Annotated in this window: 10 protein-coding genes; 5 read left to right on the top strand and 5 right to left on the bottom strand. The window is 65.0% G+C overall.

Annotated elements, in window-relative coordinates; genetic code table 11:
• The first annotated feature begins 67 nt into the window (after positions 1-67).
• Both ppdK and RS897_RS42000 read left to right on the top strand, forming a co-directional pair.
• Complete coding sequence (ppdK, locus tag RS897_RS42005; RefSeq protein ID WP_315834538.1) at positions 68-3,028, top strand: pyruvate, phosphate dikinase; 2,961 nt, start codon at positions 68-70, stop codon at positions 3,026-3,028.
• Between the two features lie 471 nt (positions 3,029-3,499).
• Entirely contained in the window at positions 3,500-4,870 is a 1,371-nt protein-coding gene (locus RS897_RS42000) for a cell wall hydrolase (RefSeq protein ID WP_315834537.1), read from the top strand.
• A 100-nt stretch (positions 4,871-4,970) separates the two neighbouring features.
• Here RS897_RS42000 and RS897_RS41995 read toward each other — a convergent pair whose 3' ends face one another.
• The 4 genes from RS897_RS41995 to nadA form a co-directional block, all read right to left on the bottom strand.
• A complete protein-coding gene (locus RS897_RS41995; RefSeq protein ID WP_315834536.1) occupies positions 4,971-6,320 on the bottom strand; it encodes an SMI1/KNR4 family protein in 1,350 nt (449 codons plus the stop codon).
• A gap of 105 nt (positions 6,321-6,425) precedes the next feature.
• Positions 6,426-7,304 carry a carboxylating nicotinate-nucleotide diphosphorylase gene (gene nadC, locus RS897_RS41990; RefSeq protein ID WP_315834535.1) on the bottom strand — a complete coding sequence of 293 codons (879 nt, stop codon included), beginning with the start codon at positions 7,302-7,304 and terminating at the stop codon, positions 6,426-6,428.
• Between the two features lie 204 nt (positions 7,305-7,508).
• On the bottom strand, positions 7,509-9,095 hold the full coding sequence (locus RS897_RS41985; RefSeq protein WP_315834534.1) for an L-aspartate oxidase: 1,587 nt from the start codon (positions 9,093-9,095) through the stop codon (positions 7,509-7,511).
• 113 nt (positions 9,096-9,208) lie between these two features.
• Positions 9,209-10,321, bottom strand: a complete 1,113-nt coding sequence (nadA, locus tag RS897_RS41980; RefSeq protein WP_315834533.1) for a quinolinate synthase NadA — start codon at positions 10,319-10,321, stop codon at positions 9,209-9,211.
• 377 nt (positions 10,322-10,698) lie between these two features.
• Here nadA and RS897_RS41975 point away from each other — a divergent pair, with 377 nt between their 5' ends.
• The 3 genes from RS897_RS41975 to RS897_RS41965 all read left to right on the top strand — a co-directional run bounded on the left by RS897_RS41975 (position 10,699) and on the right by RS897_RS41965 (position 13,721).
• Complete coding sequence (locus tag RS897_RS41975; RefSeq protein ID WP_315834532.1) at positions 10,699-11,949, top strand: MFS transporter; 1,251 nt, start codon at positions 10,699-10,701, stop codon at positions 11,947-11,949.
• Between the two features lie 141 nt (positions 11,950-12,090).
• A complete protein-coding gene (acuI, locus tag RS897_RS41970) occupies positions 12,091-13,077 on the top strand; it encodes an acrylyl-CoA reductase (NADPH) (protein ID WP_315834531.1) in 987 nt (328 codons plus the stop codon).
• Positions 13,078-13,205: 128 nt separating this feature from the next.
• Positions 13,206-13,721 carry a hypothetical protein gene (locus RS897_RS41965; RefSeq protein ID WP_315834530.1) on the top strand — a complete coding sequence of 172 codons (516 nt, stop codon included), beginning with the start codon at positions 13,206-13,208 and terminating at the stop codon, positions 13,719-13,721.
• A gap of 140 nt (positions 13,722-13,861) precedes the next feature.
• Here RS897_RS41965 and RS897_RS41960 read toward each other — a convergent pair whose 3' ends face one another.
• Positions 13,862-16,564, bottom strand: a complete 2,703-nt coding sequence (locus tag RS897_RS41960) for a DUF2339 domain-containing protein (protein WP_315834529.1) — start codon at positions 16,562-16,564, stop codon at positions 13,862-13,864.
• Positions 16,565-16,625: the final 61 nt, after the last annotated feature.

Raw genomic sequence — 16,625 nt, 5'->3', positions numbered from 1 at the left:
TTGCATGCCAAGGCAAAACCGTGTTGTAAGGCGCTGCTGTTTTCCCTCCTGCTGACGCTTGGAAACCATGGCCAAAGCTGCATCGAAGACCAAACCCGCCCCAGCAAAATCAAGGACATCCGCCGCCCCGAGCGCGCGTGCCGCAAAGCCGCTCAAGGCGGTGGCCAAGCCCGCTGCCAATAAGGCTGTTGCCAAGCCGGCCGCCAAGGTCGTGGCCAAACCAGCAGCAAAGCCTGTCGCCAAACCAGCCGCCAAACCAATCGCAAAGGCCCCGGCCAAACCGGCCGCCAAGGTGGTTGCCAAGCCGGTGGCGAAGCCTGCCGCAAAGCCTGTGGCCGCGGCGGTCAAGTCCGGCAAATGGGTCTACACGTTCGGTGACGGCAAGGCGGAGGGCAAAGCTGGCCTGCGCGATCTGCTCGGCGGCAAGGGCGCCAATCTGGCTGAGATGGCCAATCTCGGCCTGCCGGTGCCCCCCGGCTTCACCATTCCGACCACGGTGTGCACCTATTTCTACGCCAACGACAAAACCTATCCGAAGGAATTGAAGGCGCAGGTCGAAGCGGCGCTGACCTATGTCAGCAAGATCACCGGCAAGGGCTTCGGCGACACCAAGAACCCGCTGCTGGTCTCGGTGCGCTCCGGCGGCCGGGCCTCGATGCCCGGCATGATGGACACCGTGCTCAATCTCGGCCTCAACGACGAGACCGTCGAGGCGCTGGCGGCGAAATCCGGTGATCGCCGGTTCGCCTATGACAGCTATCGCCGTTTCATCACCATGTATTCCGACGTGGTGCTCGGCTTCGAGCATCATCACTTCGAGGACATCCTCGACGGCCACAAGGACAGCAAGGGCTACAACCTCGACACGGATTTGACCGCGGAAGACTGGGTCGAACTGGTCGGCAAGTACAAGGACGCCGTTGCACGCGAAACCGGTCATGATTTCCCGCAGGATCCGCATGCGCAGTTGTGGGGCGCGGTCGGCGCTGTCTTCTCGTCCTGGATGAACGCGCGCGCGGTGACTTATCGGCGCCTGCACGACATTCCGGAATCCTGGGGCACCGCGGTCAACGTGCAGGCCATGGTGTTCGGCAACATGGGCGACACCTCGGCCACCGGCGTTGCCTTTACCCGCAACCCTTCGACCGGCGAGCGCAAGCTGTACGGCGAATTCCTGATCAATGCGCAGGGCGAGGACGTCGTTGCCGGCATCCGCACGCCGCAGGACATCACCGAAGAGGCGCGCAAGGAGTCCGGCTCCGACAAGGCGTCGATGGAAGACGCGATGCCGGACGCGTTCGATGAACTGGTCCGGATCTACACCCAGCTCGAAAAGCACTACCGTGACATGCAGGACATGGAATTCACGGTCGAGCAGGGCAAGCTGTGGATGCTGCAGACCCGCAACGGCAAGCGCACCGCCAAGGCCGCGCTGCGCATCGCCGTCGAACTCGCCAATGAAGGGCTGATCAGCAAGAAGGACGCCGTGCTGCGCGTCGATCCGGCGTCGCTGGATCAATTGCTGCATCCGACCATCGATCCCAGCGCCAACCGCGACGTGATCGCGACCGGCTTGCCGGCGTCGCCTGGTGCGGCCTCCGGCGAAATCGTGTTCTCGTCGGACGAAGCCGCCAAGCTGCAGGCCGATGGGCGTAAAGTTATTCTGGTGCGCGTCGAGACCAGCCCGGAAGACATCCATGGCATGCACGCCGCCGAAGGCATTCTCACCACCCGCGGCGGCATGACCTCGCACGCGGCGGTGGTCGCCCGCGGCATGGGCAAGCCTTGCGTCTCGGGCTGCGGCTCGATCCGTGTCGATTACGGCCGCGGCACCATGACGATCGGCGGGCGCACCTTCAAGGCCGGCGACGTCATCACCATCGATGGTTCGTTGGGCCAGGTGCTGGCCGGACGCATGCCGATGATCGAGCCGGAACTGTCCGGCGAGTTCGGCACGCTGATGGGCTGGGCCGATCAGGTGCGCAAGCTCAAGGTGCGCGCCAATGCCGATACGCCGGCGGATGCCCGCACCGCGATCCGGTTCGGCACCGAGGGCGTTGGTCTCTGCCGCACCGAGCACATGTTCTTCGAGGAAACCCGCATCCGCACCGTGCGCGAGATGATCCTCGCCGAGGACGAACAGTCGCGCCGCGCGGCGCTGGCGAAACTTCTGCCGATGCAGCGCGCCGACTTCGTCGACCTGTTCGAGATCATGAAGGGGCTGCCGGTGACGATCCGGTTGCTCGATCCGCCGCTGCACGAATTCCTGCCGCACACCCAGGCGGAGATCGAGGAAGTCGCCCGCGCCATGAACGCCGATCCGCGGCGTCTCGCCGACCGGGTGCGCGAGCTGTCGGAGTTCAATCCGATGCTCGGCTTCCGCGGCTGCCGTCTCGCGATCGCCTATCCGGAGATCGCCGAGATGCAGGCGCGCGCGATCTTCGAGGCGGCCGGCGTTGCCGCCAAGCGTACCGGCGAGCCGGTCGGCATCGAGGTGATGGTGCCGCTGATCGCGACCAAGGCTGAGTTCGACCTGATCAAGGCCCGTATCGATGCGACCGCGGTTTCGGTCTCGCGCGAGACCGGCGCCAAGCTCGTCTACCAGACCGGCACCATGATCGAACTGCCGCGCGCCTGCCTGATGGCCGGCGATATCGCCGAGACCGCCGAGTTCTTCTCGTTCGGCACCAACGACCTGACCCAGACCACCTACGGCATCAGCCGCGACGACGCCGCGGGTTTCCTCGGCACCTACATGTCGCGCGGCATCATCGAGATCGATCCGTTCGTCTCGATCGATCGCGACGGCGTCGGTGAGCTGGTGAAGATCGGTGTGCAGCGCGGACGCAAGACCCGCGCCGGTCTGAAGATGGGAATCTGCGGCGAGCACGGCGGCGATCCCGTTTCGGTCGCGTTCTGTCATGAGGTCGGGCTCGACTACGTCTCCTGCTCGCCCTACCGCGTGCCGATCGCCCGCCTGGCCGCAGCGCAGGCCGCGCTCGGCAAGACGGCGACAAGTCAGGCGTAAGCCTCGCTCGACAATGTGGAGCTAACAGAATCGCGTCGGCCTTTGGTCGGCGCGATTTTGTTTTGGCCGGCTGAACGTTTTTGGAGTGATGCGTATCAACAGAAAGAATGTCATCACCGGGCTCGTCCCGGTGATCCCGCTTAGGAGCGCACTGCGTCCCTAAGCGGGGTTGTTTCCGCGACTTCGGCGAAGCCGAAGTCGCTGAGGACAAGCCCGGCAACGACAGGTGTGATGGACGCGCCACGCAACACTTCATCAACCATCTTCGTTGACGCCCTCTTCACCAATTTCGCCGACGCGGGATTCACCATCATTTTCGAATGCGCGCGTCTATTGTGCTGCAAGTCTTGCGTGTTGCGCCGCTGCATCGCCGATTAACCGGCTCGCAACTTTAATCCAGTACCAAAAATTTTGGTCGAATTGCACCGGATGTACGTGCCGGCCAGCGTAAGTGTTGCGTGAGCGTACCAAATGCCTGTGTTGCGTAACGGGCCGAAGGGCACGCACTTTGTGTCCTTCGGTCTCAGTCTCAGCCTGTTCGCTCTGTTGCCGAGCGAGATTGGCTACCAGGATCTTGCGGCCTTGCTCGCACGCCAGCCCGGCGTCGCGGAGCGGTCGCAACACCATGTCGCGACCACCTTCCCCACCATCCGCGTTGCCGCCTTCAGCCTGCCGCGGCCGATCGGAACCTCGATTCCCCATTCCGCCAGCTATCGTCTTGCCAGCCTCGACAGCCAAAGCAGCGACATCACCGGCGCGATCACGCGCGGTCCGCTCGGGCAGGATCCGCGCCGGCTGCAGGCCGGTGATTTCCCGAAGGTCGATCGCACGCTGAAGAGCGATCGGCTGGCGTTGCAGACGCCGCCGCAGGACGAGCCGGCCGACGCTGTGAGGCTGCCTGAAGATCCCGCGACCTCCAACGCCTCGGTGTTTGGCGCGAAGACCGCGGACTCAGCGCCCGCCGCGGCCGAGCCGCTCGACGAGGAACTGCAGGCCGCGCTGCAGGCGCCGCCGCTGCCGCAATACGACGCCTCGCTGTCACTCGAGGGAATTCCTGCGACGTCCGCGCCGAACGCTGGGGAGCCGGTGGGCGCGACCGAAGGCTTTTCGGTGAAGATCGCCAGTCTGTTTTTTGGCAACGGCGCAATGGGCGTTCCCAGCGGATCGCTCGAGCGCTGGCAGCCCGGCGAGGAGCCGGTCATCGTGCTGCCGCATGCACCGGCGGATACGGATCTGAAGGCCTATGCACCGCCGTCGGTGAAGCCCGGCGCGGACATCAAAGGCGGCGAGACCTCCGTCGACAAGGGACACGTGATTGCCGCGCCGAAGCGGCAGAAGACGCCGTCCGAGCGCCTCGGTCTCAACGACAAGGCGCGCGCCAAGGCCGAAAAATGTCTTGCCGAGGCTGTGTATTTCGAAGCGCGTGGCGAAGCGGTGCGCGGCCAGATTGCGGTGGCGCAGGTGGTGATGAACCGGGTGTTCTCCGGCTTCTATCCCACCACGGTGTGCGGCGTGGTCTATCAGAACAAGCACCGTCATCTGGCCTGCCAGTTCACCTTTGCCTGCGACAATGTTGCCGACGTGGTGCGCGAGCCGGAGATGTGGGAGCGCGCCAGGAAGATCGCCAAGGCCACCCTGGACGGACAGCTGTGGCTGCCGGAAGTCGCCAAGTCCACGCACTATCATGCCTACTGGGTGCGCCCGTCCTGGGTGCACGAGATGAAGAAGATGTACAAATACGGCGTGCACACCTTCTATCGTCCCCGTGCCTGGGGTGACGGCCGCGAAGCGCCGAGCTGGGGCACTCCGAGTGAGACCGCGGCGATTTCAGCGAAGCTGTAAAGCGCCTTGCTGCTGCGTCAGTTGCGTAGCCCGGGTGAGCGAAGCGAGACCCGGGTCTGCCGCATCCCGCATGTCGCTGCGCTCGTGCGGGTTACGACCATCAATCCAGATAGACGCCGAGAAAACCCAGGGTGACCTTGTCGCGCCGTGCGATGCCGTCGGTGAGCGCCTTCAACGTCGCATCGAAACTCGGAGTGGCTTGTTCGAGCTCCCATGCGCCGTCATGGTCCCATTGAAAGCACCAGCCGAAACGATCGCCCTTGCCGAGATGGATCACCAGGCAACGGCTTTCCTGCGCGGGCTCGGCGATCGGCACCAGGTCGCGCAGCGAGACGCCATATTGCGTGCGAAAATAGGCGGCGGCGTTTGCCGGATCCGGCTCGGTCCGCACGATGAAATCGAACAGGTTCTGGCGTTGCTGGGCAAGTTCGGCGGCGCCGAAGAAACAGAAATCGCTGGACTCGTCAGGCAGGCGGATCGCCAGCTGGGCCTTGCCGAACGTGGTCAGAAAATTGCGGTAGTCCATTGGCAGGTCGGCGCCGAGCTGGGCTTCGGCCGCACGCACCTCTGCCTCGCTCACGGGCTGCTTGGCTGTCCAGTGCCAGCCCTTGTTGGCTTTCGGTTTGCTCTTGCGACGGGCGACGTACTGCGCATAGGCCGGACGTGCCATGATCGCCTCGTAGCCGCCATGGCTTGACCATTTGTAGGCGAGGTCGAAGGCTTCGTCTTGCCGGTCCGGAAAATGCTCACACAAAATCGTCGCGCGCTGGATGCCGCGTTGCTGGTTCGGCGCGACCTCCCAGGCCTGTTCGATGGCGGCGAGCGCCGCCGCCGGGTCGTCCGCATACAGATGTCCCTCGGAGATCACTTCGAAGATCCAGCCTTCGAGATCGCTCTCCGCGATGGACCAGGTGTAGTGCGGTATCTTGCCGGCCCGGCGTGATGCCAGCGTGTCGCGCGCCTGTTCGGCGAAGCGCAGCGTCCGGTCCTGCTGGCCATCGCCGGCCATCCCGTGGTGTGCCGCGAGCCAGAGATAGAGCGGCTCATGTGCGGCCTGTGTGTCTGCGAGCAACGCCAGAAGCCGCGCCTGCTCGGTTAGAGGAGCGCTGAGCGCCGCCAGCATCAGATCGTCGAGGCCTTTTTGCCATTCCGGTTTTGGCTGCGGATCGGGCAGCAGGTTGCGCAGTGTATAGCGGGTGTGGGTGGTTTCCATGTAGCCGGCTGCGACGAGATCGCCGGTGTGGCGGTGGAATGCGGCGACCGCGTCACGGATGTTCGAGAACTCGTCGCGCAGGAAGTCGTCCCCGGTCTCGCGCATATGGATGCCGATCAGCATCGGATCGCCGCCCGGGATCAGGAGCAATTCACGGTCGTCGTCGCCCGGCGGGCGATGGAAGAATTTCGCGAGATACATGGAGGCCTCGGGGAGGGTGATCAGGGCGTGCTGCACGCAACATCCCACGCGATGACGCGCGTGCCGGACATTTGCGAGGCTGCGATTGTCAGTCGCATCCAGCGGAATGCAGGTTCAATGCCGGCGCCTCCCGCCGGGCAGTCAGGCGTCGATATCCAGCGCGACGTCGAAATTCGGCGCCGAATGGGTCAATGCGCCGCTGGAAATGTAATCGACGCCGGTGCGGGCGATATCGGCGATCGATTGCTCGGTGACGCCGCCGGACGCTTCCAGCACCACGCGTCCCCCGGCGATCCCGACCGCCTCGCGCAGGGTCGCGATGTCCATATTGTCGAGCAGCACCACGTCGGCGAGGCCGGTGTCCAGCACCTCGCGCAGCTGGGCCAGAGTGTCGACCTCGATCTCGACCTTGACCATGTGTCCGACGTGGGCGCGGGCGCGGGTGAGTACCGGCTTGATGCCGCCGGCCACCGCGATGTGGTTGTCCTTGATCAGCACCGCGTCGTCGAGGCCGAAACGATGGTTGAAGCCGCCGCCGCAGCGCACCGCGTATTTCTCCAGCGCACGCAGGCCAGGAGTGGTCTTGCGGATGCAGCAGATCCGCGTCTTGGTTGTCAAAGTGTGGCGGACGTAGTTCGCCGTCAGGGTTGCGACGCCGGACAGCCGCCCGACGAAATTCAGCGCGGTGCGTTCGCCCGCGAGCACCGCCCGCGCTGGCCCGGAGATCACGAGCATGTGCATCCCAGCGGCGACCGCCTTGCCGTCGCGCACATGGGCCTGGATGTTGATGTCGGGCGACAGCTGCCGGAACACCGCCACCGCCAACGGCAGGCCCGCGATCACGCCAGACTGCCGCGCGACCAGGATCGCATGGGCCTGGGTGCCTTCGGGAATGGTCGATATCGAGGTGATGTCGCCGGCGCGTCCCAGGTCTTCGTCGAGGGCGCGGCGCACCGCTTCGTCGATGGCCAACGGCGAGAGGAACGCGTCGGGGTGGAGCAGGGTGGCAGGCGTTGTCATGATTCTTGTCCTTGAAAAATGGAAGTCACGTGAACATCAATCCGTCATCCTGAGGTGGCCGCGTAGCGGCCCTCGAAGGATGGACGGCCCAGGCGAACGTGTCGACGGCGGGGCCGTCGCCCTTCGAGGCTCGCCGTGGGCTCGCACCTCAGGGTGACGGATCTGTTTCTCCACTGGTTTGCAGAATGAACTGACCTTCATGGCTCAGGCCATCAGCGGAATTTTTTCGGCACGCGCAGCGCCGAGTGAAGTGGCGATCGCGCGGGCTGATGTCAGCGTGATGGTGGTGCGCTGCGCGTCTGCGAGTTCGGTCGGATAATCGGAGCGATCATGCGCGCCGCGGCTTTCGCGCCGCGCCCAGGCCGCGGTCGCGACCAGCAACGCGGTCACGGCCATGTTGCGCATCGATGCCGTGGTGGCATTGGCCTCGATATCAGCGAGTTCGCGTACGGCACCGGCGAGACCGTTGCTGTCGCGGATCACGCCGACCTGCGCGGTCATCAACTGCCGCAGCCGCTTTTCGTTGTTGGTGCCCAAACCGCCATTCAATGAGCCGACGTCGGAGACGTGATGGATCGCTGTGGCCAGGGATTGTCCCAAAATATCCTCGGCGATGCGGCCGGCATAGACCACCGCCTCCAGCAGCGAGTTGGAGGCGAGCCGGTTGGCGCCATGGGCGCCGGTGCAGGAGACCTCGCCGCCGGCCCACAGGCCCCGCAGCGATGTCCGCCCGCGCGCATCCACCGCCACCCCGCCCATGTGATAGTGCGCGGCCGGCGCGATCGGGATTGGTGCATCGGCCGGGTCGATGCCGCCCTTGAGGCAGCTCGCATACACGGTCGGGAATTTGTCAGCGAAGCGCGCACCGAGCGCGCTGCGCGCGTCGAGAAACGCACCGCGGCCGGCGGCGATCTCGGCGAACACGCCGCGAGCGACGATGTCGCGCGGGGCAAGCTCGGCGAGGGGATGCAGCGCCGCCATGAAGCGCTCGCCATGGCTGTTGATCAGCGCGGCGCCTTCGCCGCGCAGCGCCTCGGTGGCTAGCGGGGCCGGATCGCGGCCGGCCATGATGGCTGTCGGATGAAACTGCACGAATTCGGGATCGGCGATGACAGCGCCGGCCCGCGCCGCGATGGCGAGCCCCTGGCCGCTGGCTTCCGCCGGGTTGGTGGTCACAGCGTAGAGATGGCCAATGCCGCCGGTCGCGAGTACGACCGCGCGAGCCGTGATGGTCACCGGTTTTGCATGTTGGTCGCCTGCCTTGCGGATACGCAGCCCGGCGACGGTCTCGCCGTCGCTGAGCAACTCCTCGGCGACATAACCCTCGATCACGCGGATCGATGGTGTCGCGCGCACCGCGGCGATCAGGGCCGCGATGATGGCGCCACCCGCCATGTCGCCGCGCACATGCACGATGCGTCGCGCCGAGTGCGCGGCCTCGCGCCCGACCGCAAGCTTGCCTTCGAGATCGCGGTCGAACGGCACGCCGTAGCGCAGCAGATCGTCGATGCGCGCCGGTGCCTCGCGGGCGATGCCGAGCGCCACGGCTTCGTCGACCAGCCCACCGCCGACCGCGATCGTATCCGCGGCATGCGCCTCCGCGCTGTCGCCCTCGGCGACCGCAGCCGCAATGCCGCCCTGTGCCCAGGCGGTTGAAGCGCCCTGGCCAAGCGGTGCGGCCGAGATCACCGTGACCGGGCGGGGCGCGAGCTTCAGCGCGCAGAACAGTCCGGCAAGGCCGCCGCCGACGATCACGATGTCGTCGTGTGGAGAGATGCTGTTGATTGGCATGGCGTCGATTTCATCCTGTAGCCCGGGTGAGCGCAGCGACACCCGGGAAGAGACGTGCGGAGACATATCCCGGATATCGCTGCGCTCATCCGGGCTACGCGTTCTCGTTCAGTTCAGCTCTTCAGATGGATCATCCGCTCCACCGAGCGGCGGGCACGGTCGATGATCAGGGGATCGATCGTGACCTCCTCGGTGAGGGTGAGCAGGCTGTCCAAGATCTTCGGCAGCGTGATCCGCTTCATGTGCGGGCACAGGTTGCAGGGACGCAGGAATTCGATGTCCGGCAGCTCGCTCTTCAGATTGTCGGCCATCGAGCACTCGGTGATCATGATCAGGCGCCGCGGCTTGGTCTTGCGGGCCCAGTCGATCATCTGCGAGGTCGAGCCGGTGAAATCCGCTTCCGCCAGCACGTCGGGCGGGCACTCCGGATGGGCGATGATCTGCGCCGACGGATCGGTGGCGCGGTAGCCACGCAGCTCGTCGCCGGTGAAACGCTCGTGCACCTCGCAAGCGCCTTTCCAGGCAATGATCTTCACGCGGGTTTTCGAGGCGACGTATTTCGCCAGGTATTGATCCGGCAGGAAGATCACGGTGTCGGCGTTGAGGCTTTCCACCACCTGCACGGCGTTGGCCGAGGTGCAGCAGATGTCGACTTCCGCCTTCACGTCGGCCGTGGTGTTGACATAGGCCACCACCGGCACGCCGGGAAATTTCTCGCGCAACAGCCGCACGTCGGCGCCGGTGATCGCCTCCGCCAGCGAACAGCCGGCGCGGGAATCCGGGATCAGCACCATCTTGTCCGGGTTGAGGATCTTCGAGGTCTCGGCCATGAAGTGCACGCCGCACTGGACGATGATGTCGGCCTTCACCCGACCGGCGTCGCGTGCCAGCTGCAGCGAATCGCCGACCACGTCGGCGACGCAGTTGAAGATCTCGGGCGTTTGGTAGTTGTGGGCGAGGATCACCGCATTGCGCTCGCGCTTCAGGTCGTTGATCGCCTTGACGGTCGGCGCCATCAGCGGCCACTCCACCGGCGGGATCACCGAACGTACGCGCTCATAGAGATGCGCCGTGGCGCGCTCGACTTCGGGCGTCCATTCCAGCGACGGTTTCGGCAGCGATCGTGTGCGGGCTGATACGCTCCGGTCGGACCTTGGAGCGATCCCGGGTCGGGCGGTTGCGGTTGGTCCGAAATCGTCGGGACCGTAAATGGCTGAGATCGGCATCGGCCAACTCCTTGTGTCTTTCCTCCTATATATACTCCAGTTGAGCATATATAGGTCCTGAGAAATCCGGCCACCAGGGCCGGCGTTTTGAGGGCCCGATCAGTCAACGGTGCTCAGAACCTTTGGTTCGTCGATCGGGCAATTTATTATTCTCATATTGAGCAAAACAAACATAACACACCGCTCTGGTTTTCACCAGCGGCGATCGGTGGAGATTTTCGCATTCCCGATGAATTGAATTTGCATCGCTGCGATGCGGTGCGGTGATTCCAAAAGCGCGACGAATGGCGCTATGTTCATGCACTCGCATCTTTCGTGTGATGCGATGAGAACAACTCTCCAAACACACTTGTTTCGCAAAAATTGGGGGATTCGCCATGTCGGTTGCCGACGCTGCGTCAGTCACAGCAGGTTCGCGCTGGCGGACGCCTGCTCTTGTCATCATCTGCGGCGGCCTGATCGGCATGCTGACCTTCGGCCCGCGCTCGACTTTCGGCTTTTTCATGCAGCCGATGAGCGCCGATCTCGGCTGGGGCCGCGACGTGTTCGCGCTGTCACTGGCGGTGCAAAACTTGCTGTGGGGTCTCGGGCAGCCGATTGCCGGCGCCATCGCCGATCGCTACGGCACCCTGCGCGTGCTCGCGGTCGGCGCGTTGCTGTACGCCGCGGGGCTTTTGATGATGCGCTATGCGGCCTCGCCCTCGGTGCTGACGCTATCGACCGGCGTGCTGATCGGCTTCGGACTGTCCGGCTGCTCGTTCAACCTGGTGCTGGCGGCGTTCAGCAAGCTGGTGCCGCCGGAGAAGCGCAATCTCGCGCTCGGGGTCGGTACCGCGGCCGGCTCGTTCGGCCAGTTCCTGTTCGCGCCGATCAGCGTGGCGCTGATCGACAATATCGGCTGGCCGTCCACGCTGACGATGTTTGCCGTTCTGATGCTGCTGGTGGTGCCGCTGTCGTTCGTGGTGGCGACGCCCGCAGCGGCAGCAGCGAGTACGGACCCCTCGGCTGAACAGGAGCAATCGATCAAGCAGGCGCTGGCGGAGGCGTTCGGCCACCGCTCGTACGTGCTGCTGGTGCTGGGGTTCTTCACCTGCGGCTTTCAGCTCGCCTTCGTCACCGCGCATCTGCCCGCCTATCTGGTTGATCGCGGCATGCCGGCGCAGACCGGCGGCTGGGTGCTGGCGGTGATCGGCTTGTGCAATATCGTTGGCTCAATCAGCGTTGGCTGGCTGTCGGGGTATTTCCCCAGGCGCTATATCCTCTCCTCGATTTATTTCGCCCGCGCCCTCTCGACACTGGCGTTCGTGACGATGCCGATCACGACCTTCTCGGCAATCGTCTTCGCCGTCATCACTGGGTTGACCTGGTTGTCGACCGTGCCGCCGACATCGTCGCTGATTTCGCTGATGTTTGGAACGCGCTGGCTGGCGACGCTGTATGGCTTCGCCTTTGTCAGCCATCAGGTCGGCGGGTTCCTCGGCGCACTGCTTGGTGGTATCGCCTTCAGTCAGTTCGGATCGTATAATGTGATCTGGGGACTGTCGGTGGCGTTCGGCGTGCTGTCCGCGCTGATCAACCTGCCGATCGAGGAACGACCGGTGGTGCGCGCAGCGGCGCAGCCGGCGTGATATCAAAATGTAGCCCGGATGAGCGAAGCGATATCCGGGTGACATACATTAAGGCCGATCCCGGATGTCGCTGCGCTCATCCGGGCTACTGAAGACTTAAGCTGCTGAAGACTTGACTGTTGAAGACTTGGGGAGTGCGTTTTGGGAACGTTCAAGGCGATCAGGATCGACAAGGCGGAAAAGGGCACCACGGCCGCGCTGACCGAGTTCGACGACGCGGATTTGATGGACGGCGACGTCACCGTCGCGGTCGAATGGTCCACGGTGAACTACAAGGACGGCCTGGCGGTCACCGGCAAGGCGCCGGTGGTGCGCCGTTTCCCGATGATCGCGGGGGTGGATTTCGCCGGCACCGTGATCGCGTCGTCGCATCCGTTGTGGAAGGCCGGCGACAAGGTGGTGTCGAACGGCTGGGGCCTCGGCGAGACCCATCTCGGCGCTTACGCTGAAAAGGTGAGGGTGAAGGGCGACTGGCTGGTGCGCTTGCCGGACGGCCTGACCACGCGCGAGGCGATGGCGATCGGCACCGCCGGCTACACCGCGATGCTGTCGGTGCTGGCGCTGGAAAAGCAGGGACTGACGCCGAAAAACGGCGCCATCGTTGTCACCGGCGCGGCCGGCGGCGTCGGCTCGGTGGCGATCGCGCTGCTGTCGAAGCTCGGCTTCCATGTCATCGCCTCGACCGGGCGGACCTCGGAGGAACAATATCTGCGCAGCCTCGGCGCCGCCGAGATCCTCGACCGCAACGAGCTGTCCGGGCCGGCCAAGCCGCTGGCCAAGGAACTGTGGGCGGGCGGGGTCGACAGCGTCGGCTCGACCACGCTGGCGAATCTGCTGTCGATGACCAAGTACGGCGGCGCCGTCGCCGCATGTGGTCTGGCGGCGGGCATGGACCTGCCGTCGTCGGTCGCGCCTTTCATTTTGCGGGGAGTGTGCCTTTTGGGCATCGATTCCGTGATGTGCCCGATCGAAAAGCGAAAACTCGCCTGGAGCCGGCTTGCGACCGACCTGGATCGGGGAAAACTCGCTGAAATCACTCAGGAAATTTCTTTGTCCGACGTCATCGCCACGGCGCCGGATATTCTCCGTGGCCAGGTCCGGGGGCGGCTGGTCGTGAAAATCATGTGAAACGTTCAGACTTTACCAACCATCGTGCGCCAATGTTGCCATGGTTGGTATGGTAAGCAGCGGGTTAAGGCGGCCTTTTGCAGCATCTTGGCGTGGCCGCACGCAAACCCGATGAGTTGGAGTTGCTCATGTTGGCGCGTTTTCTTGCTGGATCCCTTGTTGCTGCCAGTGTTGCGTTTCCGGTTCTCGCTGAGGAGATGGGCCCCGAGCAGGCCCGCCAGTTTGTCGCCAACAAGATGTTCTCCTTCACCTGTTTCGACGGTTCGCGCGGCACCGGCCGCATCTACAGCGACGGCTCGGTGGCGGGCTCCATTCAGTTCGGCGGAACGGGCCCCACGCGTTACGCGCGGCTGCCGGTCAACACCATCCAGGTTCGCTCCAATGCGGTGTGCGCCTCGCTCAAGGGCCTTCCGTTCGAGCCCTGCTTCAACCTGAACAAGGCCGACGACGTCAGCTTCCGCGGCTCGGTGTCAGGCATGGGTTTCGCGTATTGCGATTTCCGCAAGCACGGCAATTCCATGATCATGGCGCGCGCCCAGGCGCGGCCGCGTTCGCTGCATCCGCCGACCCGCTCCGCCGACGCGTCGCGGGCCGAGCCGGCGAAGCCCGAGCCCGCGCTGGAATTGCGCCGCTCCACGGAGTGATCAAATAACTTGAAGTTCGATTGGAATTCAGCGCGCCCCTGATCGAGGCGCGCTTTTTTCTGTCACGGTACGAACAGCACCTTGCCTTGTCCGGCGATCGCCGCCGGAATCGCCGGTACGCCAAGTCGCACCGAAGCAAACTATTGCGCCGCTCCTTCGCTGCTCGCCGCCGCCGCGCGCTGCCGGAACAGGATGCGCTGGTACAGCCAGCCGATCGACACCAGCACCAGGCCGAGGCCCATGAAGGACAGCGCGCGATAGACGCCGGTCAGCACCGACATGTCGATCACGAATACCTTCAGCACGGTCAGGCCGATGATGATGGCGGACGCAAGCCGCGCCCGTTGCGAGGTGAAGACGAAGCCGGCGCCGAGCAGGATCACGCCGAACACCAGCCACACCACCGAGTAAGCATATTGCTCGGAATCGGTGGTCGGGCCCGTGAGCACCGGGCCGTGATAGAAGCGGCGCACCTCCAGGCTGATATAGGCCAGCGCCAATAGCAGCGCGACGCCGGCAATGGTGTTGCCATAGGCCACCGGGCGCTTGCCTGCAGCCGCCGCGTAGGACAGCAACAAAGCGAGCACGGCGGGCAGGGCATAACCCAGGAGCAGCAGGTTGATGACGAGGCCACCGACATCGGCGCCCGTCAGCATCGGCCATTCCAGTGTCAGCAGGCCGAAGGCGGTGGCGAGACCGGCGAAGGCGGCGAGCAGGATCGATGCAACATTGTGCACGATGCTGCCGCTGCGCAGCCGCAGTCGTTCCAGCCCGATCGCCATGGCTAGCGCGACGCACACTTGCAGGGCGACTTCAGTGAGGTCGGCGCTGGGCGCGTAGACATCGCCCTGATTGACCGCATGGCGGATTTCCATGAACGCCAGCAGCACCGTGAACACGATCGCCGCGGATTCCACCATGCGCAGTGGCGCATCGTCGCCGCGCCGGCGCAGCAGCGAGGCCGCCGTCCAGAATGCCAGCGCCGGCACGCCATAGCCCCACAACAGCCAGTTGAAGATCAATGTGGTGCCGACGGCGTCGCCGGCGATGCGCGGCTCATAGCCGATGCGCAGCACCACGATGCCGGCGAGGATCGCCGCCAGCCAGCGCAGGAACGGGATCGGCCGTTGCACCGAGATCCAGGCGGTGCCGGTGCACATCAGCGCCAGCGCGATGGTCAGCCAGCCCTTTTCCAGTGCGAATGTCAGCGCCAGCGCCAGCGCGGCCAGTGTCGCCGTGGCGAACAGGGCGATCGAGATCGCCAGCCCTGGACGATGCTCGCGTTTGCTGAGGATTTCGGTCGCGGCGGCGAAGGCCGCGGCCAGGATCACCGCAACGATGGCGAACGGGATCGAGCGGTCGAGATGCGAGATCCGGGCATAGAGCGCGACCAGCAACACCAGCGGTGTGAAGGTCGCCGCCGCCGACCAGATCACCGGCACCGCTGCGCTGACCGCGCGGCCCTGCGCCAGGAAACCGCTGATGCCGAAGCCCGCAGCAAAGATCGTGGCCATTACCAGATGCGAGGTGATGGAGTCATCCACGGGTCGAGGCCCGATGCCGGGAAACGCGCCGCCGGACACCACTGCAAGATCGGGCAACGCACGCACGGTCCATTCGAGGAAGACGATAGCGGTGAGGACTGCGGCAGCGGCGACGGCGCCCACGGCGGCGTCGGTGCGCCAGGCCACCACCAGCGCGGCGGCGGTGAGGCCAGCGAACACGATTAGTGTCGAGTCAGCGTGGCCGCTGCTCAGCACGATGAGGGCGGCGCCCAGGAGGTAGGCCGCGAGCGAGCCCGACGATACCGGTTCGATCTCGCCCGGCTGATGCGGGGGGCCGAACAGGAAGCCACAAACCACCAGGATCGCGGCCAGCGCAAAGCCTGCGATCACATGGAAGGCGTGCGGCGGAATCATCGACGGGCCGCATTCCAGGCACGGCGCCAGCCAGAACAGGGCAAAGCCGATCGTGGTCACAGCGAGCCAGCGCCACAGCCGGATGCGGGCGAGGCCGAACGCCGCTGCCGTGACTACGGCGAGATAGACATACAGCGCCCAGTAATCCGGCTTGCCCGAGGAGACCAGGATCGGGGTGGCAAAAGCCGCCACGATGCCGAGGCCGGCGAGCGCCGGGCCATGCAGCAAGGCTGCGGCCAGCGTTCCCATCGCGACGATCCCGAGCAGGATGAAAGCCGAGGCGGGTGCGAGAAAATCATACAGCGCGTAACTCGCATAAACCGTTGCGAACGCCACGACTGTGCCGGCTGCGGTCAGGATTGCGGGGATGTTGGCGACCGGCAGCGCCGGCATCGCCGCGAGGCTTTCCTTGCGGCGGGTCCATTCACCTGACACGAGCAGCGCCAGCGCGAACAGTCCGCCAAGCAGCACGCGCACGCCGGGGCCGATCAGGCCGGCTTCGATGGAGTAACGCACCATGAACAGGCCGCCGAGCGCGAGTGTCAAACCGCCGACCCAGACAACCCAGCGGGTGCCGAGCCGTTCTTCGAGGCCGGGCTGAGCCGGGGGGATGGGCGACGGCGCTTCTTCCAATGTTGGCCGCGGCGCGGTGGAGGCGATTGTTTCCACAGGTGGCGGCTCGCGCATGGTTGGCGAGGGCACCGCCTCCGCTGTCGCGGGCGCGATGTCGTCACGCGGAAATTCCGGCGCAATTGGCGCCGCGGGGATCGGCGGCGGCGCGGCCATGGTGACTCCCGACGCAGCCATGCTCGTTGCGGCCGCTTCCAGCGTCGCGACACGCGCCGTCAGTGCCTTGATGCGGCTGATGGCTTGGCGCGCGAAAATGAAAGCCATGATGGCAATCAGCAGGGCCAGAAATTCCATGACATCCTCCAGGTCGACCGCTGTATCACAACGGCCGGAATTGCTTGAGATGGTCGTCCAG

Source organism: Bradyrhizobium prioriisuperbiae (genome assembly GCF_032397745.1).
Taxonomy (GTDB): Bacteria; Pseudomonadota; Alphaproteobacteria; order Rhizobiales; family Xanthobacteraceae; genus Bradyrhizobium_A; species Bradyrhizobium_A prioriisuperbiae.
Note: the sequence above shows the minus strand (reverse complement) of the source record. Positions and strands in the feature narration are given on the sequence as shown.

What these genes read in the sequence shown, in the direction of transcription:
- RS897_RS41960 (WP_315834529.1), bottom strand. Translation starts at nt 16,564, where the DNA reads ATGGAATTTCTGGCCCTGCTGATTGCCATCATGGCTTTCATTTTCGCG.
- ppdK (WP_315834538.1), top strand. Translation starts at nt 68, where the DNA reads ATGGCCAAAGCTGCATCGAAGACCAAACCCGCCCCAGCAAAATCAAGG.
- RS897_RS41985 (WP_315834534.1), bottom strand. Translation starts at nt 9,095, where the DNA reads ATGCCAATCAACAGCATCTCTCCACACGACGACATCGTGATCGTCGGC.
- RS897_RS41965 (WP_315834530.1), top strand. Translation starts at nt 13,206, where the DNA reads ATGTTGGCGCGTTTTCTTGCTGGATCCCTTGTTGCTGCCAGTGTTGCG.
- nadC (WP_315834535.1), bottom strand. Translation starts at nt 7,304, where the DNA reads ATGACAACGCCTGCCACCCTGCTCCACCCCGACGCGTTCCTCTCGCCG.
- nadA (WP_315834533.1), bottom strand. Translation starts at nt 10,321, where the DNA reads ATGCCGATCTCAGCCATTTACGGTCCCGACGATTTCGGACCAACCGCA.
- RS897_RS42000 (WP_315834537.1), top strand. Translation starts at nt 3,500, where the DNA reads ATGCCTGTGTTGCGTAACGGGCCGAAGGGCACGCACTTTGTGTCCTTC.
- RS897_RS41975 (WP_315834532.1), top strand. Translation starts at nt 10,699, where the DNA reads ATGTCGGTTGCCGACGCTGCGTCAGTCACAGCAGGTTCGCGCTGGCGG.